The organism is Cerasicoccus arenae (genome assembly GCF_014651635.1).
GTDB classification, from domain to species: domain Bacteria; phylum Verrucomicrobiota; class Verrucomicrobiia; order Opitutales; family Cerasicoccaceae; genus Cerasicoccus; species Cerasicoccus arenae.
Genome location: NZ_BMXG01000032.1, coordinates 1 through 19653, shown reverse-complemented (window position 1 = coordinate 19653; position 19653 = coordinate 1). Strand labels below are relative to the sequence as shown.

Sequence of the window (19653 nt, the reverse complement as noted above, 5' to 3'; positions counted from 1 at the left end):
GGGGGGGGGGGGCTGTTTGTTCAGAAGGGCGCGATCCGCCGAAGATGAAGTTTGCAATCCGGACTCATCAATCAATTGATAGAAGCGATTGGCGAGCTCACGCGCTTCTGGCAAGTCAAAGGCGTTGGCATCCCAACCGGCGGCTTCCAGGCGGTCACAGTGTCTGAGGAAATCGCTGGGTTCCTGGGCGGTGGCTTGCGCAATGGGATTGTCTGGCAGGTCGACTGCGGCAAGTTCCATCAGCAGGCGCAAGTCTTCGCGTAAGGCCAGTGGGCGGGTCTCCCCCCCCCCTCGCAAGAGCGCACGTAGGCCACCGGGGGCATGGAATTGAATGCCCAGCGCCGGGATGCCCGCTTTGACCAAGCGGCTCTTTACCCAAGCGATTATGGAGCTGTCGGGCGCGAGAAAGACGACGGGACGCTTCTGCCGCCAAGCCTCACGTGGCCAGAATTGGAACCATGGCATCAGCACCTGACGCCAGGCGGTATCGGGGTCACGGTAGAAAAGCAGCCGTGCCATCAGGATTGATCCCAGTGGAAATGGAACGTTTTCTCGATGGCAGGGTGTAGGCTTTGAAAGACGGGGCAAGCGCGGCAGGACCGTTCCAGCGTGGCACGTTGCTCCATGGGAACAGCGCTGGGGGCGTGGATTTCGACGGGTAGGCTGACGATCCGACGGGGCGGGTCTGCTGACATGTGTTTTTCAATACGCATGGTCATGCCAGTCAGGTCGATGTTTAGGTTGCGGGCCTTGATACCCATGATGGTGGCCATGCAACTGACGAGCGCGGTGGCGCAGAGGTCAGTTGGGGAAAAGGATTCGCCCTTGCCTTGGTTGTCGACTGGAGCGTCCGTGACTAGCGTGACCCCGGAGGGACCGTGTGTGGCGGTGGTGCGTAATTCGCCTTCGTATCGTGCGGTTATCTCTACCATGCGGTTGATCTTGGGGTGCGAAAAGGCCGTATGCAAATCGAAAGCAGAGAATGCATTCTCCTATTGCGGTGCGGCGGATAATTTCCAATTATCGCGCTCATGCGACTGCTAAAAATGATTGCCCAACTGGGCCTGTGCCTACTTTTGCCGCTCTCTCTGATCCAGGGTGAAACAGAAAAACCGGTGGCTCCAAGCCCCTTTAAAACGAAGCCGCTCCGGGTTGGAGTGACGTCTGATAGCCCACCGTTGGCCTTTAAGGTCGGTGATGAAATGGAGGGTGTAGAAATTGACTTGGCGCGTTTGTTGGGCAAAGAGCTTGGCCGCCCAGTTGTCTTTGTTGAGACGCCTTGGGGGGATCAGATAACGGCCCTTCGTGAGAACAAGACCGACATCATCATGAGCGGCATGACGGTTACCCGTGAGCGCGAGGACCTCGTCGCATTTTCCCCGCCATATCTGAATTTTGGGCAGATGTCGCTGGTGCGGAAAAACATTCGTGCGCGTTACACCTCGGTCCGCAGCCTGTTGGACACCAATGGCAAGGTTGCCGTTATTCCGAACACCACAGGTGCCGCCTTTGTGAAGGAGAACTTTAAAAACGCAGAAATCGTCAGCTACGATTCACCTGATGCAGCGACCGATGCTGTGGTCCGTGGACAAGTGGATGCATTTATCTACGATTCACCGGTTATCCTCTGGTTGGCTGGTAAACGTGAGATGGAAGACGTGGTCCCGGTCAACATCAACCTGACCATTGAATACCTTGCTTGGGCAATGCGCCAAGACGATGCAAAACTACAGGAGCAAGTTGCGAAAGCTATGATGGAATTTGAAAGTGACGGCCGTCTGCAAACTGTGATTGATCGCTGGCTGCCACGTTATTAACCGAACCTAATACTATTATGAGCGAGATATCTCCTTCGGAAAAAGATGCACGCCTGTGGAACATGCTCTGCCACTTATCGGCATTGGCTATGTTTACCAGTATTCCTTTGGCCAACATCTTAGGCCCGCTTATCGTTTGGCTGATCAAGAAAAACGAAATTCCCTCTGTTGATCAGCACGGCAAGGAAGCATTGAATTTCCAGATATCAATGGCGATCTATATGGCTATCGCTGCCATATTGATCTTCGTCGGGATCGGCGTAATCCTGCTGCCAGTACTGGCTATTGCCGACCTCATCCTCGTTATCATCGCTTCGGTCAAAGCCAATAACGGCGAGCCTTATCAGTACCCAATTACCATACGCTTTATAAAATGAGTCGCGAACTTGAAGAAGGAACCGAACTTAAGCTTGATTTTACCAAGCTGAAAAAAGTAGCCAACTGTGGCGAAGATGTGCTTCCAGCAGTGGCTCAGGACGCGAAGACTGGCGAGCTACTCATCGTTGGTTACGCCAATCAATTGGCATTAGACACTGCTTTGGCCGAGGGGCTGGCGACCTTCTGGTCCACTTCGCGCAAGGAATTGTGGATCAAGGGCAAAACCTCGGGCGATACGCTTAAGCTGGTGGAAATACGCGTGAACTGCGAGCAGAACAGCATCCTCTATCTGGTTGAGCCGCAGGGCGCTGGTGCATGTCATACAAAGGGGGCCAGCGGTCACGCTCGCAGCGGTTGCTACTATCGTAAACTCGAGGCCGACGGTTCACTGAGCTTCGTTGCTGGGCGCGAATAATTTATTGGACTAATGAGTGCGCCCAGTGCCAAAGGAAACCTCGTGGGTTCTATTTTCCTTGGGCTTTTTGGATCGTTTTTCTTCGTAATTGGCGTTGGCGCGGCAATTGCCACGTATCAACAGGGCCATAGCGGTGACGGCCAATCCGTTTGGGTTGGCGTGATCATGGGCACATTTTTTGCGCTGGTCGGTGCGGGTATTATTTATGCGGCGTTTGCATCGCATAAAAAAGGGAAGAAGGCGGTGAAACTCGCAGCCGAGCATCCTAATGCGCCATGGTTACATCGAAGGGACTGGGCGGAAGGACGTATCGTCGACAGCAACAAGGTCGGTTTTATTTTTGTTCTTATCTTTGCGGTGTTTTGGAATGCGATCGCTTGGGCAGCAACGATTGGTGTGTTTAAGGAAGGGTCGAACGCCGATGAAGCCGCGCGCTATGTCGTGTTGCTATTTCCTTTGGTGGGCTTGGGGTTGGCTTATGCGGCGATTTACCAGTTGATGCGTTGGCGCAAGTTTGGGTCGTCCGCCTTTGATATGGCGGAGGTGCCTGGTGTGATCGGCGGCAGCCTTGGAGGGATCATCCTGACAAAGGTGAATGTGCGTCCTGAAAAGGGCTTTCATCTTAGCCTGCGTAATATCAAAGAAGTCGTCACGGGTAGTGGCAAAAACCGCTCCACGAATGTCACGGTACTGTGGGAAAGTGAGCAATGGGTGAAAGAAGACGCGTTGGCCGACGATCCGACGCAAAGCGCGATTCCGGTGCTGTTCAATATTCCTTTTAGCTGTAGTTCGCCAGAGAATGTTAGCTCTAGCGTAACGATTAAATGGGAGTTAAAAGTAAAGGCGGAGATGCCGGGCGTGGACTATCAGTCGACGTTCGAAGTGCCGGTCTTCAAGACGGAAAACAGCGATCCTGATTTTGACGCCCGAGCGGCTCGCGATGCGGAGACCGTCGCCTCCGCTCCCGTTGTCGACTGGCGTAAGAGCGGTATTGTTATTCGTGATGATTTCTCAGGTGCGACCTTGGTGGAAGCGCGAGCAGGTCGTAACTTTATCTTCTTATTCGTGCCGTTGCTTATCGGCCTGGGGATGCTGGTGGGGACCTATTTTGCTTGGAACAGCAACATGCCGAAGATTTTCCCGATCTTCCTGACAATCTTTGGCCTGCTGGTGACAGCGGGTTGCGGGGGGGCTTTGTTTACCTCACTACGGTTAAAAATCTTCCCGGATCGTCTGGAGTCAGAGCGGCGTTTTTTTGGATTAACGAAGTATGCCTCGGTTAACGTCAGTGAGCTTGATCGGCTTGAGTCGATCAGCACGATGAGCTCGGGCGAAGTGCATTTCTATGACTTGGTGGGCATCAAGCATAACGGCGAGAAGGTGAAGTTCCCTCTGCGCATCCGTGGTAAGGCACAGGCCGACGCCATGATCAAGCTGATCGAAGACAAGATATCGACTGATCGATAGCGACCAGAGATCCGTTACAGATGGCGGGTAATGCCCTTGCGGCCGACTGCGCCAACTTCGGTGGCAACGAGTGATCCATTCTTGAAAATCAGGAACGTGGGGATGCCCCGCACTCCGTATTTTTGAGCCAACTGAGGATAGTCGTCGACGTTGACTTTGTACACGCTGACGTCGTCGGAATAATCATCGGAGATTTTGGCGATGATAGGATTCATGGTCTTGCAGGGTCCACACCAAGGTGCCCAGAAATCGACCAATACGGTTTCTTTATTTTGAACTGCTAGCTCAAAGCTGCCGGAGGCAATGTTGCCATGAGATTCGGAGGTCGATTGACTGGGCTTTGAGTCGCTGTTTGGCTTAGGTTTTGTAATCAGGTAGCCGAAAGCCAAAATCGCAAAAAGAATGAGTGCCGCTTGCTTCATGACTATTGTTTAAGCGTAATGCTTACCAATGTGCAAGCTGAAGGGGAGATTAGGCCGAGCCTAGGCGGAAGCGGCGCTTTTCCAACTCGTCGCGCAGTTGATCTAGCTCGGTCCGTTCGTGCTCAAGATTTTGGGCCTTCTGATGTACCAATTCCTCGGCTTCACGCAGATATTTTTCGCGGTGTTCGAGGTTCTTTATGAGCTCATTGGCGTCTAGCAGGCGGTCAACCTTGGCCTCGAGTTGCTGGATCACCTTGCACATGTCGTCGATTTTCTCTGGAACGTTTTTTTGGGCCGGGACGGTTTCGAAATTCGGGCGTTGGTCTTGGGTCGCGGCAATGGGCTTCTTCGGGGCCGTAGCTGGTGCGGGTGCGCGGAAAATGGTTGTATTGCCGCGGCTCTCGACGACGCGCGAGGGGGGGGGGCTGCTAAGGCTGTGCCAGCAATCGGCGTTATCGCCATCATCCTTAACATGGCAGATCTGATAGTCACCTTGTGGGTTTTTCTTTGTGGTCAGCTCGACTGCCTGAAGGCTCATCGGGCTGCGGTAGGTCACGCCATTACGGGCTAGCCACCAAAGATCCTTCATCGAGTGCGTTATTATGCGCTCGCGGAGTTCGCCCAATGTAGTTTTCTCGCTCACAATTGCTAAGGTTATTCAATTTATAACCACGTAGGTTACCATTATCCGTTGAATAATTAAGCATGAAAGCACCTTTCGTAGAGGATGTCAAGGCATTAGGTCCCTACTGGCTGCTGCGGGTATTCGTCTAATTGATGGTCGGTTAGTCATGTAGGGATCTAGTCAAAAGTCTGAATTTGCCAAAGCATTCATCGACGCGGATGACCGTCTTGGTAGATCGAGAGTATCGCGTTGGCGCTTTGTTCTAACTGGGCACGAAAAAACCCAGTAGTTCAGATTATCGTGAAACTGCTGGGCTTGGTGCGGCGGAGCCAGATGCGAGTGAAACTAGCGTGTGCGTCTGCGTAAGAAGCACAATGCGAGTGCCACGCCGCCTAAGGAAAGAGCCACAGAGGAGAATTCTGGGATTACGCCAACGCTGAAGTTATCAATTGCGATGCCTTGGCCTACGCCGGAAAAACCTTCGTCGTTAAAGTTATCTGTCCAGCGGAACCAAAATGTCTCACCGGGCGCAATTGAAAGACCAGTGAGGGTGGAACCAATATTTGTAAAGTTCGTGGCACCAGGGCCACCAGCTTGGCCAGCGGTTTTCGCCACATAGCCGGTGCCGTTCTCAAAGATTTCATCAGAATTGCCATTTAGCGCCTCTCCGCTACCACCAGAATAAAGGGCGGTGAAGTTTAACAATGAAACGTCAGTCCATACTCCGGTCGATAGACTGGTGGCATCGGTTGAGTATGCAAAATTAAGGCTGTTGAGATCACTGCTGGAATTCCAAGCCCACTGTTCACCAGTGTAGCTGATGTCCAGCCCATTGATCGCGGACGCAGTGTTATTGGTGAATTGTACACCAATTACGGCATGATGGGTTCCGTCAGCGATGGAGCCAAGGGCACCGTCATTGCCATCAATTCCAGTTCCCGTCCGAAAGGCAAAGAGAGACGAATTCGGAGTGACGGAGGTCGGTGATTGCCCTCTGCCATTGCTGGCGCGGTAATTGCCATTGTTCGGGCTATCCGTTGCGGCGTACCAACCGGGGATTGTCGAGTTGTCGGTCCAGGTATGAGAACCGGTACCATAGCTAAGGCTGAATGTGCCAGTCGCATTAAAGTCTTGGGTATAACCGGCATCCGTTAATGAAATCTGCCCGTGCAAGGCGCTAATGGAGGCAAGCAAGCAGGTGGAGGAGATCAGTTTGGTATATTTCATGGGATCGTTTTGTAGGGTGATTATTGATTCAATTCTTAAGAATGCTTCAGGTCCTGTTCATTGGCAAGCGAACCAGATTCTATACATATAGACTGAATTGTCCCAATTAAGAGATATGGGGCTAATTCGTTGATCGTATGTTCCAGAGCTCTTGATTATCAACGACTTGCTCTCGATTTAACATCTCAGCATGGCCATCGAAATAGACCACTCCGGCATAGCCATTATATCGATAGGCAATCGCCGAGTTGGTGTTGTTGTTATTCACCTCTTCGACCCCATTATAGCGATCCGCCCCGTAGATTTGAATTTGCCAGTCAAGCGCATCGGCGAATGCCAACGTCTTTGAGGGATTGGCCAGAGTCATCATATTGGCATTTCGCGAAGTTCCAGGAATCCCATAGGCTCCCAAGCCGGTGTAATTATATCCATAAGAACGTTCGATGAGCAATTGTCCGTCGCTACTGCGTATGGATGCCCAGGGCGAAAGAAACTCTTCGGGCCACTGGTTGACATCCGTAAATCCAAGATATTCGGTTACAAAGCTTGGATTCTCATGCCAAAAATTCCCATAGGAACCTTTTTCATTAAATGAACCAACGGGAACGTAATTACCGCTGTGCTCCGTGGCGTAGAGCTGATTCGCAGACTGTAAATTCCTAAGATTCGAAATGTTTCTTGAAACTGCTGCATTCCTACGAACGGACTGAATCACAGGGATGAGAATGGTCGCCAATATCGCAATGATCGCGATGACAACTAAGGTTTCGACGAGTGTAAATGCATGAAGCTTCTTATTCCTTGTAAGGGTAATCGGGGTAATAAGCATGATGGGAATATAGCACTGGGATCCTGTATATGCTGCTCTAATTAAAGTAATACATATAGAATTGGTGTTTTATAACCTTGCTGCAGACAAGGCGGTGGTGCCTGCTGAAGTAGGCTTAGACACCTTCTAAGCGGATTGCTGCCGCAGGGTCGTCCCCTCAACCCAAGTGCCATCGATCATTAGTGTGAGTGGTACTTCAGGCACTCCTTGCTCACGTCGGTGGATGAGGTCGACAAGGAATTCGAGTGCGCGGGCACCGATGAGCTTTGAGTTTTCATGGATGCCTGAATAATTACTATTCTCATCATGGAGGGCTATATAAGCGAGCCCAAGCGTTTCTGGAATGCGCTCTCCCACTGAATTCAGCCACTCCGGAGCCTGTTTCTGCTCTGTCACAACGACATCTGGGCGATGTTCTTTAAACCATGGCAAAAAATTCTGCTCGGTAATTTTGTCCTCAAAGCACATTGGCACACGGTTTTCTAAGGGCAAGGCTTGCTGCGCTGCCCAAAAAGCTGATGACCAATTATGAAGTGTGCGTTGATTGCTCTGTTTCGATAATGCTAAACCGGGACGTTTGTAGCCAAGTTTCATTATCTGCTCCATGAGTTTGATCATGGATTTGGATTGATGAGAAACGACTGTATGGACTTCTGGCGATGCCAATGTGTGGCCAAAGGTGACGACAGAGAACTTTGAAAAATCAAAATCCATCGTTCGGTTTGGCCCAGCTTGGGGAGAAAGTAGAATGCCTGGTATGTTTCGTGTCCATAACAGCCCGGACAGCCGTTTCGGTGTCATGCCATTGCTCAACAACTGGTGCTCCTCCACTTGATATCCTAGCTCCTTCGCCCGCTCAACTGCGCCTAAGTGGTAATCTCGGTAAAAGAGAGGAATCGTGCCCCATAGCTCGCTCTCCGGATCATTGACCAGCCAGGCCAGGGTTGCCTGATATTTCGCCGACTTCGAGCACTTCCGGTAGGCTGATAAAGCGGTTAGATTAGGATCAGGGCGATAGCCAAGCTGTTTTGCGACTTCATGGACTCTTTTTCGGGTTTCCTTGGAAACTCTGGGATTATCCGCCAACGCCATTGATACGGTCGCTTGGGCTAAGTCAGTCAGCTTGGCTATGTCTTTCTGAGTCGCCCGGAGTGCATCCATTACATGTGAGAATGTCAGAATGCCTATTGGGTAATCAAGGTTACATTCAAAGCGCTATTGGCCTTTTTTATATCGTTTGGAATAATAAATCAGTATGAAGCCGATGCTGGTTATGAAAGCCCCGAGAGCTGCTATTTGCAGCCGCCCACTAAGGGAGTTTGCAGCCAGCAGATAAAGGAAGATCAGCGAGCCAAGGATAAGAGTCGTCCAGCCTAGGATCTTGCATTGCTCCGAATCACGAGATTCGCCGATTTCTTTGTTGAAATCGACAGGCCGATGCATTTTTTCGTAAAACCGCTGAACCTGTTTTTTATAAGCATCGGTGCCGTGTTTCCAGAATCGCCAAGAAAGGGCCACGCCCAGAAAACTAAGAGCGTAAATCCATAATAAGCGATCTTGGATGGGCCACACTTCGCCAAAGATGCTGCTGCGTATCACGAAATAAATGGATGGGGTGATTGCGGCACCAATAATTATAAAGTATGCTTTCCAATGGAGTTTGGGTATCCATAGACCCAATAGCATGGGCATGCTCAAGGGGAGTCCGACAATGGCAGCAATCATCAGGTAGGCATCGAAAAGCGCTAATCCCTTTTGTAAGGCCAACAACAAGCTGACAAATATGATGTAAACACCGAGCAAGATCGTAACCAGGCGACAAAGCCGAATGTTAGTTTTATCGTTCAAAGGCTGTTTGCCAGATTTTTTGCGTAGTCGTGGAATGATATTGTTTACCACCACCCCGGCGACGCTGTTCAAGCCCGTATCCATGCTACTCATCGTTGCCCCTAGCATGGCGGCAAGCATCAGCCCCATCAGGCCATTAGGCAAAAGATGCTGAGCAATGACGGCATAGCTCGCAGTGGCAGGCTCCTTAATGGCCAAATTCATCACTTCATCAGAATAGAGGAAGCGGGAAACCATTGGGGGCAAAAACCAGACAAGCGTCCCAATGAGCATCAGAAAGCAGGCCCAGATGGCAGCCCAGCGAGCGTGACGACTGTCTTTCGCAGAAAGAAAGCGACCAACCGTGTTTAGATTCACGTAGCCCTGAAGCTGCAAGATGAACACAACAGCAATCCACTTCCACGTAAATTTGTCTTCTGGAAATTGCCCACTGGATTTAACGAATTTAAAGTCATCGGCGAAGCGGGGATCGCTGAAATAGGAAAAGAAACTCTCAATCCCGCCAACCTTATGGAGCGCTAGGAAAAATACTAAAACCGTTAGTGCAAATAGCACGAGTCCTTGCACAAAATCCGTTGCCATCACCGCCCAGCGCCCACCGGTGGTTGAGTAAAAGACGACTATCAAACCAAGCCCTAGAATAAAGTATGAGGTTGGAAGGCCCAAAATTGCCGACATAAAAATTGCCAGAGCATAGAGCTGCGTTGCCGCTCCCACGGGCTGTAATATCAGGGAGAAATATACGCTAAACTGTTCCACACTTACATGAAAACGCTCTTTGATGACATCGGCCCAAGTGATCGCACGAGTTTGTCGGAACCAAGGCCCAATGACGATGCAGATGGCAAGTCCCACACAATTTGCGAGATACAGGACAAGGAAAGTAGGCCCGGATAAAAAAGCAGCAGAGGCATTGCCAGTGAAGGTGAAGGCACTGATCCCGCCCATGAACATACTGGTTCCAACCATCCACCATGTGCCCTGCGCCCCTCCCCGGGCGAAGTCGCTCACGTTCTTGTTCATCTTTGAGAAAACCGCACCGACGACCATCAGAAGGACAAGGTATGTTACCAGTGTTATGTAGTTAAGAGTCATGCTTCACAATTAGTGGTCCGTGTAAATTTGCCCGAGAGACACGCGTCACCGCGTTATTCCAAGTCGATGGATTGAGCGATGCGCGTCGTGGTATTAATAACCCGAAATGGATTATATTGTTAATGGGCATAAAGGAGCCAACTGGCACCTGTTGCCTCCCCTCCGTGTTACTGGATCCGCTTTGATTTTGCTTCGATCATTTTACTTCTCAACTTGAGAAGGCTCATGCTCGCCATCGGCTAAAGCAACATCCCAGAAATCATACATTCTAAGTGACGGCGTCTTTCTTCCAGCAAGAGTGTATAATGCAGCCCTCGTGCGTATTGCCATTGTCGTTCCGTTCAGTTGGCCTTGTGGACCGGCCTGGGCAGGGATCCGGTCGGCGTCGCTCAAGTAGAGATCATTGGGGCTAATGTAAAAACCATAAGTAAAGCGACTGAAGCCACCATCGCTTTGAAGGTATCGTTTAAGCTCGCGGGTGGCAAAGTTGATGACCGCAACCATTTGCTCATTAGTGAGATTTTGGCCGGTCTCCTCAACTAGGATATCAAGCATATCAATGGTGTTTCGAACAAAGTAGATCTTCTCTGTTTCCGGTTCTGATTCTAGCCATTCAATGACGGTTTTCTGAATTTCTTCAGTGTGGGGAATGGGACGCTTCATTGCTCGGAAAAACAACACTAGCTTAAATGCGCCCGATAGTCGCACCTCGGGGGTTCCTCCTCCGATGAGGCCCGTGTTTGCCTCTTGGCGTTCAGATATGTATGCAATGGCCTTATCAATGATGGTCGTGCGATAAGGCTCTGGAAGACTATTAATTAAGGTTTGCTGGGACTGGATGTTGTCCATGGCTGTCCATGCGAAGTGCCAAGGGCGTTCATCCAGCCATTGATGAAAAGCTTCGGTTGAGGCCAGATGGGGCGGCGTGTTTGCCTGAATCTCGATCGATAGTGTTTTCGAATTAGGCACGATGTAAACGTTGTCGCTGGCAGATTCTTTGTCCTCTAAATCCGGATTGGATTCGGCATTGTCTTTATTTGTTGAGGCGGGGGGTATGCGATTGCTGCTTGAGGCTGTTGGCGCTGTTTCCTCTGGGCCTTGATTCGTTTTAACGATTTGGCCAGTCTTGCTCGCAGCTAATTCGATTCTAGTTGGAGCATTTGCTGATGCGCGAGGCTTGCCCGGTAATGGGTAAAGAGGCGCTGCGCCCAAGCTTCTCAATGATGCAACCGAGAATGATAATGCGCGCGCCATGATGCGTTGGTTGTCGAGCATATCAGGGTAATCGGGATCACTGAAGTAACCGGTTTCCGGATTCTGTCGGCTTTGGAAATATAGAATCAGTTTTCCCTTAACCTCTGGCGGCATGCTGGCTAATAGATCCGAACTTCGTATGAGGCTAAACGCAAAATGAGTGGCCTGAATGTCTGGCCCAAAGTCTCTGGGTTCCTTCCCTTCCCTAAGCCCGATGGACTCGTAGAAGCCGCCACTTTTCGGATCATAAAGCCTAGCCACCCATGGGAGGACGCCTTTGTACAGGGACTCTAATTCGCCAAGGGAATCGTCTATTTCGGTATTATCGGCTCGGAGATTTGCAGGGGAAGCCATCGCAGATAAGGTGATCATTAAGAGGGACAGCAAGCTGTATGTTTTTTTAAGGGGCATGTGTGTTTAAAGCTATATGGGGTTGGGCTTTTAGTTTTGACAGGTGGTATTATGGAATCGTATATTGTAATAATAAGCGCCTGATGTTGGGGGGCTGAGTTCTAAGCTTTACCTTAAAACTTAGGTTCGATTTTCAGCGAATCGATGCTGAGTGCTTGGTCGACACCTTTATTGTCTAGGTCAACCCAACGAAACCATATGCTCTCGCCGTCTCTGAGCCTTATGCCGGAAATTTTACCTGATATTTTTTTGCTTAAAGAATCTGAAGTAATTACCAGTCCTTCAAAATTGCTTGTTCCGGTATCGGCAACGCTCACGAATGACAGATCCTCAACAGTGCTCCAGTTGCCTGTCTTTATGGAAATTGCATTGGTGGAATACTGAAAGGTTAGCTCATCCTCGGCCCCTTCATTTTGTTGCCATTGCTGCCCGAGGTAGCTGACGGAAAATCCAGTTATTGTTCTGTTTGTGTCGTTATGAATTTCGACACCAAATGCGGTGAGGCCACTATTGGAGGGACTGCGGATTGTGCCAAGCGCTCCATTGTCGCCCGCTCGGCGAAAGAGATAGATTCCAGTGTCACCTTCCTGCCGATGCCCATTAGTCGCCCGATAAAGGGCCTGCTCTTTGTCGTCGACAACGATGTACCAGCCTACAATAGACGAATTATCGATCCAAGGGTACTCTCCATATGAGGATATTTCAGTTGAATCATTCATTCCGTAAGAGCCCTCCTCAAAAGTCTGTGCGTAAACTGAGTCGTCCGTGAAAACGACTTTCGCTTCTAGGAACGATGTAATGATGAAGGCTGCCGAGACAGCAAGAAGCGAAGAGATTTTAAACTTACTCATGGGATTTAGGGTATCAATGGATCGTGACATTTCAAACGATACTCCGTTTATGGCCTCTACTTCAAATTAGCAGAAGTCTATACATATAGACAACGGGCGGCCCGGATCATCCTGTAAATCAATATATGCACCCGCTCTAACTGCCGCTCAATCGACCAGAAAAATCCTGACGCTCCTTCGACCATCAGGATTGGATGCGGGTCATCTTCTGATGACTCATCAGTATTTTTTGGGGCACTCAAGGGTGTTCTCAAGCATCCTTGGCCTTTGTAAATCGGTGTGCGCGTTATATAGAAAGTTCCGAGTGGGCCCTCTTACAACCGTCGATCGGCATCATTTTCATGGGGCGTAATAACGCCAAAAGCGGCTTAGGGGATCAGAATAGTTTGCTATCATTTCATCCATCGTATAACGACTCACGTGGCCATCAACGAAAACAACGTTTACGGCGTTACCGTGTGGATAAGAGATAGGCGTGCTATGGGAGTTTGGGTTTACTTGACTATACTGGACATTCGTCCAATAGCCCCCGCCATTGTTTGGTGAAACCGCCCCATCAATAAATAGGGCCATTTCTGTGGGATGCTGAATATTGAGAAGGCTTCTAGGGTACCAACGCGGATCGAGCCCCTCGCCATCTCCCGTCGACGACGCATGTGCGTTGATACTGTAGGTGCGCGCCCATGCCTGCGTGGAGGGTTGTATGTCATTTGCCGCCGGGCACGTCATGGCCGTCGGATGCAGTAGGTCGGCTCCAGCACCGGACGAAGAAACCAAGTCGAGATAGGGGGCAATCTGATACTTGGAGGTCGAGCTCGTTTTCTCTTTGTTATAAGACCACCAACGCCTGTCTGGCATGTGGTTGTCAGAGTCTGTAATCCAAAGCCAAGTTGCGGCATGCAACTGGCGTAGGTTCGATGTGCATTCAGTCGCCTGCGCTGTGGTGCGAACACGCTGCACCACAACGATGAGAATGGCCGCCAGTATTGCGATCGTGGCTATGGAAGCCAGCAACTCGATCAATGAAAATCCAACTCGATTTGAACCTAGATGTTTCCTTAAATACATAAATTCAATGGAGTTAGTTTTATGCGTTTGATAGCCTTTCCCTTAGGCAGACTTTCGTGCAAAACGGCGCAGCAAAAGGAACAACAGCGGTACGCAGAGAATCAGGGTCGTAGAGCTCGATTCGGGGATCTGAGAGACATTCAAATTGTCCAACCCCAATCCGCCTGAGTCGGCACCTTGATCGTTGGACCAGCGCAACCAGAGGTAGTCGCCGTTACTCCAACCGATACTGTCGATATCTAGATCAAAAGGGTTTTGATTGCCGCTATAATTGCCGTTCGAGCCACCAGCACTACCAACCGTTGATTCGAGCGTGCTTCCTGGGACTGTTGTGTAGCCGGATGATCCAATTGCATTACCACTATCCGCAGTCACGAGGTATTCAAGGTTCCACGTAGTAACGTTGCTATTCTTGCGCCACTGCTCAATCACGTATGACACGTTGAGAGAGTCAATCGTTGCGCCGCTGTTGTTTTGCAATACGACACCGAAATAAACGGTATTACTGCCGTAGCCATCCGCATCAAACGTACCTAGTGCACGGTCAGCGGTTCGGCCCCAATTGTAAAGACTGCCGGAAGAAGCCGCAGCACCCCCGCTGGAACGTGCCTCGTTTACGCCATTGCCGACGCTGGAATACCAACCATCGAGGGTCGAATTATTCGTAAAGTTAAAAACAGCGGTGCCGGAGCTGCTCTCGTAGAGGGGCAACGAATCGAAATCTTGTGTGTAGTTATCCTCAAAGGCGACTTGCGCATTAAGAGGCAAAGCAAAACTAGCTTGCAGAAGGCAGCAAGCTACTGGGGCATATTTCAACATATTCATAATTTATAGTGTTTGCGTGTTTATATTAACAATAATGAGGCGTTTAAAATCATGTGCATTAGGTATATCGGAGAATGAGGACTAAGCTTTATTTTAATTTCGGTTAACAGTAACGGTCAATTTAGATTTTATGCATTTATACTGAATCTGTGACATTCACGGAGCTGCTGTGCTCGCTTCGTCACACTCATTCCAAGGCAAGAAAGGTGGTTGGCTTGTTCCGGCTTTAAAAACGGCCATCCCGAACGGAATAGCACCGATTTCGGGTGCCGTCGTGGAATCGGACTCGATGGAATCTGGCCACCCGGATTCGATGGCTCGTAAACTACCCGCGCCTACTACATCACTGTCTTCTCGGATGCTGGGATCAGGCGGATAACGATTAGGTGAAACAAAGCCAGGTTGCCCCAGTATCCCGGCAGTTGAGTAGGCTGCGTCGTATGCCCTGAGCCGATCCATCTCTTCCTTCTTCGTGAAAAGGTTACCTTCCCAATGTAGGCCCTGATCCGGAGCCCCCATGCCTTCGATTCCAACAGGGCCGTCGTCGCCACGGCTGAAGATGTTATTCACCCATTCGATATTTCGCCACTTCTGGGGATTCGATCGGCGGGCGACAAACATACTGCGCCCCAGCGAATCGAAGGTGTTTTGGTAAATGTATATATGCTCCGCGCCCGGGCCCCAGTCATTGCCAAATTTTAATGGGTATCCGTAGCGCCAGACATCATCATACATGCGTGAAAGCATGTTGGTCTGAATAAAGTTCCGGTAGATATATACGGGGCCTCCTCGGTTTGCGACCACACTGAGCCCAGAAAATAAATTAAAACCAATGTTTTCGAAAACCCGCACGTTTTTGGAATTATTGGATTCTAACTCGATCATATCATCCTTGATGTGATGGATGAGGTTACGCTGGATGGTCAAGTTGGTCCCTTGCAACTGCATGCCATCCCACTGGCCGGCGACTTCGCAGCGGAGGATTTTACTATCTCGGGCCCGTAGGTGAATGCCAGAGCCCCGCACGGGAGCAGCTTCATCGCTACTGGGAGACTCGGCGTCGCGATATCCTTCTTTCCATGCCCAGGAAAAATCCCAACGATTGAGGATGCGACAATCGCTGATTTGTATTCTAGACGAAGGACCGCCAGCGCCGTAGTCCTCAGACGATATGCCGCGGAAGGAATCCTCAATGGTCAGATGTTCCAATTCGATATCGCTGACACCTTTTCCGTTCAGATAAACTCCGGCAAACCCCGCGTGGCGCAAAGTCAAATTACGTATCACCCAGCCTGAGCTGTCGTTGAAATAGATAATCGCTTCACTCCTGCCGATGTTGAGAGAGAGCGTATTCGGGTCCACCTTATCAAGCAAACGCAGGTGAACATGTTCTCCGGTTCTCCATAAAGCGTCCCCACGGGCACCTTCTTTAAATTTTTCCTCGTTGTGATGGCTCGCGATGAGACGTCCATCGTCATAGCTAGCCCAACTTAAAAGGCTTCGCGAATCACGCCCCGACCATGGCACGGTGGCAATCCAAGCGTCGTCGCCCTCATCCCATTGCCAACGGCCATTTTCTGAAATCTGCAACCCCGGATCCGCATCATCAAGCACAACGCGTTCCCCAGGAGTGCCCTCTAAAACGATGGGATTGGCGGGGTCCGCATGCTTGCCGTCAATGTAAACACTTTCGTGGTAAACTCCTTCGCGCAATTGAATCCGGTCACCCGCGAGGGCAACATCTACGGCCTTCTGGATGGAGTCGAAGCTTTCGAGTAGTTGATCTGTGCGCCATAGCTCGACTGTCTGAGCTGACGAAGATAAAGCCCATCCAATACAACAAAGATGACTGAGAAAATGAATGCGGGTAAAAATCATGCGAGAAACAACCATTGAAAACACCACCAATATAGTCGACTTACATCGATAAATCTATTAATAGAATTTGAATAAATAACGATTTTGATACCTTTTCAGCCAAGTCAATCATGTCTGTAGTGCCCCCCCCCCCCAAGAATCCGCCCACACCGCAATTAAGCAGCCCTATTCTTCATCCGAAGCTGGGGTCATGTCGTTGGCTCACCTTTGAAAAGCAATACACTTGGCATCCGTTGCCCCGCCAGGAAGGGGGCGTTCGCCTGCTCGTTGTTTTCGACCAGTCTGTCCAAATTGAGGAGGGCAACGTCACTCATATGCTTGAGCCGAACACCGTTTTTCACTGTCGAGCAGACCTGCAGCTCCAGGCAAAAGCGCCCGAAAGTTCAAGCGTCAGGCTCTTAGAGTTGGATTTCGATGACGAACTTTCATGCACATATCTTGGTGAACTCCAACGGCAGTACGGACGTATTCTGAGAATACCTCCCACTCATGAAGCACGTAATGCCACTCAAGCACTAGCGCACAATATCCCCACTTCCCGGGAGCTCTTTTACTGGTTTTCGATCCTGCATGATTTCGCGGATCAAGGACGGCTCAATCTCGGAAAACTGCTGGCGGGAGGCCCGGCGACTCTATCAACCATTGCGGAACGGAATCAATTCTCGCTGAAATCCATCGCGTATGAGCTGGGCTGCCACCAGTCCCACCTGCGCAAATGTTGGAAGAACAGCGGCTATCCCTCCCTTGTGCCATTTTTGAGGGTTCAGCGCCTGACACTGGCAAAACGACTCCTCTGCGGAACAGAGATGACCTTACAAGCAATTGCCCGTCTCTGCGGTTATTCTGGAGCATCGGCCTTCTGCACTGCATTCCGTGCAGCTGAAGGCACCACTCCCGGACAATGGCGTACCACCCATCAAGGCGAGCTAATCAGTCCCCCTTCATTATCGTCGAAAACGCGTCGAGCCGAAGTATTGATGGACAAAGTAGATCAGGATGAGCGGCCCATTTGCCTTTGGGGGCTGCCCTACTTTCAGTTTGACGGGGGACAGGTCGATTTCCCCTATGAAACACCGTTCAATCTGGCCATCAATACGATCACTAGCGCTATTAGTTGGATCTACACGGTGGAGGGCCACGCCCGTTTCGAAGTTGATGGCCACCATCTGGATGTTGGTCCCGGCACAGTGGTCATTCACCCCAAACCAATGTTCGGACGCTGGTCGACCCCCCAAGGTAAGCCATGGAAACGCATCTGGATTCACATGCGAGACCCTTGGTCTCGAAAGGCCATGAATCATTTAACTAGCCGCTATGGTTGGGCTTTTCAGGTGCCTAAGCAAAGCGTCTCCGTCAAAATGGCGCGGCGTTGGGTAGGAAGATGGAATGCCGGTCGAGGCTCACCCTCGGTAGAAAGGTCACGGGCCGCGTATGACTGGTTGCTCAGTTGGGAATCTCTACTGCATTCCGACACGATTCGTCCGTTGGATCTGCCGGATTTACAGCGATTTCAGGCCTCAAATTTTTACCGAAAAATAGGGACAATTAGCGACTACGCCAAATCCATCGGATACTCTCGGGCCTATTTGACTCGTTGCCTTCGACGCCAATGGCAAGGGGGCACACCTTCGCAAATTGTACGTCGTCACCGGCTAGCACAGGCAGCGAGTGAACTGGCCAACGGCAACGAGGCAATCAGTAAGATAGCCTCCAGTGCTCTTTATGCTAACACCAGCGCTTTCATTGCTGCCTTTAAGCGCGAGTATCACTGCACGCCACTCGTCTACCGCTATCGTCGCATCGCATAGTGGCAGATCGGGAAAAGCTGGGGTGCTTTTATCGTCGACTAAGACTAAATTGCCCTTTGAAAAGCCAACACAAAACACTAGGTGCCTGTTCATGTGGCACATTAGTAACCAATTCATTTAATTGTTCCAAATAAGGAACTAGCGTAAGGTCTTTTGCGGCAATACGCTTGTCTATATCAGTGCAACCTTCAATTTGGCATGCAGAGAGATTACCTGCCCCAATCTCCATCCAACCCCAGTATTAGGAAACCGCTTAAACCCCATACGGTCATAGTTTGGATGTAGTTCGTTGGGCATCTTTCGACAAACCCCAAACCAAGGAGAAAACGATGAAACTGAAGCGCACTCGCTATGCTTCAGCAGCAGCTCTTACTGCATTTATCTTAATGCAAATCAACGCTGATGCTTTTGAGCCTACCCAAAAAACCGAGGACATTATAGAGAGTATTGGAGTCTGTACTCATTGGGATTATCCAAACTCACCTTACGGATTTGCATACAGCGAAGCCAAAAATAGACTAGAAGAAGTTGGTGTGCGCTATATTAGGGATCGATTTACAATTAGAACTGTTGAGTTATTCGAAGATCTGGGAGTGAAATCAACCGTTACCATGTTGCCAGACATGGATTCATATTTAAATAAGATACGAAACAATCCAGAGGCGGTTGTTGCGGTCGAGGGCTTAAACGAAACGGATGAAGATCCTAATAGTGGATTTCCACAGGCAACAAGAATAGCCCAAGCGGATTTATATAATGCGATTAAGTTAAATCTATCTACCCATCACCTTCCAGTAATTGCGCCTTCTATCGCCTATCGATTGAACAATAATATATTAGCGCCATTGGATTATTTTGATTATTCAGTCATGCATTCCTATGCATCTGGTGGGCTGCCGTCGAGTGTGGATCCGTTTATGGAATCGGCCAATAAAGTATTGGGATCAAATGTTTACTTGAAGCCTGTGGTTGCAACTGAATGCGGATATCATACGGCCTTCGGAAGGGTAGAGTCACAACCGCCGGGTGTCCCAGAAAGTGTTCATGCAAAATATATACTGCGACTACTGTGCGAATATTTCAACAGGGGAATTACGCGTACGCACCTTTATGAATTTATTGATTCCTATGAACATAGCCGTAATGGAAATGTTTCTGAAGCTAATTATGGCCTGCTTCGTTATGACCTATCGAGAAAGCCGGCATTTAATGCTCTCAGGAATTTCATAACATTGCTTGAAGATGAAAATTCTAATTTTAGGCCTCAAGCTTTAGATGTAAATATTCAATCCGACTCCCCATCGATTCACTATACAATTCTTCAAAAAAGCGTAAGCGTCCGGGCTTCGACCGCCTTCCTCGATTCGCTTTGATTTGCTAAACTGCTCTTATGGATGTCGAGATCGTTGATACAGGTTTGAAGCGTGACAGTTGT

The 19653-nt window shown here is 49.8% G+C and carries 19 protein-coding genes; 6 read left to right on the top strand and 13 right to left on the bottom strand.

Features of this window, described 5'->3' with window-relative positions; translation table 11 throughout:
- Together IE065_RS17235 and IE065_RS17230 are read right to left on the bottom strand one after the other, a co-directional pair.
- On the bottom strand, positions 1 to 519 hold a 519-nt coding region (locus tag IE065_RS17235), incomplete at its 3' end, for a hypothetical protein (RefSeq protein ID WP_189517421.1).
- Complete coding sequence (locus tag IE065_RS17230; protein WP_189517419.1) at positions 519 to 932, bottom strand: OsmC family protein; 414 nt, start codon at positions 930 to 932, stop codon at positions 519 to 521. The genes IE065_RS17235 and IE065_RS17230, both read right to left, overlap by 1 nt.
- A gap of 99 nt (positions 933 to 1031) precedes the next feature.
- On the opposite strand from IE065_RS17230, the gene IE065_RS17225 reads away from it, so the two are divergent.
- Genes IE065_RS17225 through IE065_RS17210 form a run of 4 tightly spaced genes read left to right on the top strand, consistent with a single transcriptional unit; the run spans position 1032 to position 4077 of the window.
- Positions 1032 to 1817, top strand: a complete 786-nt coding sequence (locus IE065_RS17225) for a substrate-binding periplasmic protein (protein ID WP_189517417.1) — start codon at positions 1032 to 1034, stop codon at positions 1815 to 1817.
- Positions 1818 to 1834: 17 nt separating this feature from the next.
- The gene (locus IE065_RS17220) at positions 1835 to 2194 is read left to right on the top strand and encodes a DUF4870 domain-containing protein (protein WP_189517415.1); all 360 of its coding nucleotides are present in this window, start codon (positions 1835 to 1837) and stop codon (positions 2192 to 2194) included.
- Positions 2191 to 2610 carry a phosphoribosyl-AMP cyclohydrolase gene (locus IE065_RS17215; RefSeq protein ID WP_189517414.1) on the top strand — a complete coding sequence of 140 codons (420 nt, stop codon included), beginning with the start codon at positions 2191 to 2193 and terminating at the stop codon, positions 2608 to 2610. Before IE065_RS17220 ends, IE065_RS17215 begins: the two co-directional genes overlap by 4 nt.
- A 12-nt stretch (positions 2611 to 2622) precedes the next feature.
- A complete protein-coding gene (locus IE065_RS17210) occupies positions 2623 to 4077 on the top strand; it encodes a hypothetical protein (RefSeq protein ID WP_189517412.1) in 1455 nt (484 codons plus the stop codon).
- A gap of 14 nt (positions 4078 to 4091) precedes the next feature.
- Here the strand turns inward: IE065_RS17210 and trxA are convergent, their stop codons facing one another.
- The 11 genes from trxA to IE065_RS17155 form a co-directional block, all read right to left on the bottom strand.
- Positions 4092 to 4499, bottom strand: coding sequence for a thioredoxin (gene trxA / locus IE065_RS17205; protein ID WP_189517410.1), 408 nt, complete (start codon positions 4497 to 4499; stop codon positions 4092 to 4094).
- 49 nt (positions 4500 to 4548) lie between these two features.
- Positions 4549 to 5142, bottom strand: a complete 594-nt coding sequence (locus tag IE065_RS17200; RefSeq protein WP_189517408.1) for a hypothetical protein — start codon at positions 5140 to 5142, stop codon at positions 4549 to 4551.
- A 327-nt stretch (positions 5143 to 5469) separates the two neighbouring features.
- Positions 5470 to 6351, bottom strand: coding sequence for a hypothetical protein (locus IE065_RS17195; RefSeq protein WP_189517406.1), 882 nt, complete (start codon positions 6349 to 6351; stop codon positions 5470 to 5472).
- A 121-nt stretch (positions 6352 to 6472) separates the two neighbouring features.
- Positions 6473 to 7180 carry a prepilin-type N-terminal cleavage/methylation domain-containing protein gene (locus tag IE065_RS17190; RefSeq protein WP_189517404.1) on the bottom strand — a complete coding sequence of 236 codons (708 nt, stop codon included), beginning with the start codon at positions 7178 to 7180 and terminating at the stop codon, positions 6473 to 6475.
- A gap of 126 nt (positions 7181 to 7306) precedes the next feature.
- Positions 7307 to 8341, bottom strand: a complete 1035-nt coding sequence (locus IE065_RS17185; RefSeq protein ID WP_189517402.1) for a LacI family DNA-binding transcriptional regulator — start codon at positions 8339 to 8341, stop codon at positions 7307 to 7309.
- 54 nt (positions 8342 to 8395) lie between these two features.
- Entirely contained in the window at positions 8396 to 10123 is a 1728-nt protein-coding gene (locus tag IE065_RS17180; protein ID WP_189517400.1) for a sodium:solute symporter family transporter, read from the bottom strand.
- Positions 10124 to 10324: 201 nt separating this feature from the next.
- Entirely contained in the window at positions 10325 to 11788 is a 1464-nt protein-coding gene (locus tag IE065_RS17175; protein WP_189517399.1) for a hypothetical protein, read from the bottom strand.
- Between the two features lie 113 nt (positions 11789 to 11901).
- Positions 11902 to 12639 carry a hypothetical protein gene (locus IE065_RS17170; RefSeq protein WP_189517397.1) on the bottom strand — a complete coding sequence of 246 codons (738 nt, stop codon included), beginning with the start codon at positions 12637 to 12639 and terminating at the stop codon, positions 11902 to 11904.
- 339 nt (positions 12640 to 12978) lie between these two features.
- A complete protein-coding gene (locus IE065_RS17165) occupies positions 12979 to 13662 on the bottom strand; it encodes a prepilin-type cleavage/methylation domain-containing protein (RefSeq protein WP_189517395.1) in 684 nt (227 codons plus the stop codon).
- Positions 13663 to 13749: 87 nt separating this feature from the next.
- Entirely contained in the window at positions 13750 to 14532 is a 783-nt protein-coding gene (locus tag IE065_RS17160; RefSeq protein WP_189517393.1) for an endonuclease, read from the bottom strand.
- A gap of 156 nt (positions 14533 to 14688) precedes the next feature.
- Positions 14689 to 16425, bottom strand: a complete 1737-nt coding sequence (locus IE065_RS17155) for a right-handed parallel beta-helix repeat-containing protein (RefSeq protein ID WP_229792150.1) — start codon at positions 16423 to 16425, stop codon at positions 14689 to 14691.
- A gap of 95 nt (positions 16426 to 16520) precedes the next feature.
- Between IE065_RS17155 and IE065_RS17150 the strand changes: the two genes are divergently transcribed.
- Both IE065_RS17150 and IE065_RS17145 read left to right on the top strand, forming a co-directional pair.
- Positions 16521 to 18218 (top strand): helix-turn-helix transcriptional regulator, encoded by a 1698-nt coding sequence (locus tag IE065_RS17150; RefSeq protein WP_189517389.1) that lies wholly within the window; start codon positions 16521 to 16523, stop codon positions 18216 to 18218.
- Positions 18219 to 18547: 329 nt separating this feature from the next.
- Complete coding sequence (locus IE065_RS17145) at positions 18548 to 19591, top strand: hypothetical protein (protein WP_189517387.1); 1044 nt, start codon at positions 18548 to 18550, stop codon at positions 19589 to 19591.
- Positions 19592 to 19653: the final 62 nt, after the last annotated feature.

Coding starts and splice junctions, on each gene's coding strand:
- IE065_RS17230 (WP_189517419.1), bottom strand. CDS start 932: ATGGTAGAGATAACCGCACGATACGAAGGCGAATTACGCACCACCGCC.
- IE065_RS17225 (WP_189517417.1), top strand. CDS start 1,032: ATGCGACTGCTAAAAATGATTGCCCAACTGGGCCTGTGCCTACTTTTG.
- IE065_RS17220 (WP_189517415.1), top strand. CDS start 1,835: ATGAGCGAGATATCTCCTTCGGAAAAAGATGCACGCCTGTGGAACATG.
- IE065_RS17215 (WP_189517414.1), top strand. CDS start 2,191: ATGAGTCGCGAACTTGAAGAAGGAACCGAACTTAAGCTTGATTTTACC.
- IE065_RS17210 (WP_189517412.1), top strand. CDS start 2,623: ATGAGTGCGCCCAGTGCCAAAGGAAACCTCGTGGGTTCTATTTTCCTT.
- trxA (WP_189517410.1), bottom strand. CDS start 4,499: ATGAAGCAAGCGGCACTCATTCTTTTTGCGATTTTGGCTTTCGGCTAC.
- IE065_RS17195 (WP_189517406.1), bottom strand. CDS start 6,351: ATGAAATATACCAAACTGATCTCCTCCACCTGCTTGCTTGCCTCCATT.
- IE065_RS17190 (WP_189517404.1), bottom strand. CDS start 7,180: ATGCTTATTACCCCGATTACCCTTACAAGGAATAAGAAGCTTCATGCA.
- IE065_RS17185 (WP_189517402.1), bottom strand. CDS start 8,341: ATGGATGCACTCCGGGCGACTCAGAAAGACATAGCCAAGCTGACTGAC.
- IE065_RS17180 (WP_189517400.1), bottom strand. CDS start 10,123: ATGACTCTTAACTACATAACACTGGTAACATACCTTGTCCTTCTGATG.
- IE065_RS17175 (WP_189517399.1), bottom strand. CDS start 11,788: ATGCCCCTTAAAAAAACATACAGCTTGCTGTCCCTCTTAATGATCACC.
- IE065_RS17170 (WP_189517397.1), bottom strand. CDS start 12,639: ATGAGTAAGTTTAAAATCTCTTCGCTTCTTGCTGTCTCGGCAGCCTTC.
- IE065_RS17160 (WP_189517393.1), bottom strand. CDS start 14,532: ATGAATATGTTGAAATATGCCCCAGTAGCTTGCTGCCTTCTGCAAGCT.
- IE065_RS17155 (WP_229792150.1), bottom strand. CDS start 16,425: ATGGTTGTTTCTCGCATGATTTTTACCCGCATTCATTTTCTCAGTCAT.
- IE065_RS17150 (WP_189517389.1), top strand. CDS start 16,521: ATGTCTGTAGTGCCCCCCCCCCCCAAGAATCCGCCCACACCGCAATTA.
- IE065_RS17145 (WP_189517387.1), top strand. CDS start 18,548: ATGAAACTGAAGCGCACTCGCTATGCTTCAGCAGCAGCTCTTACTGCA.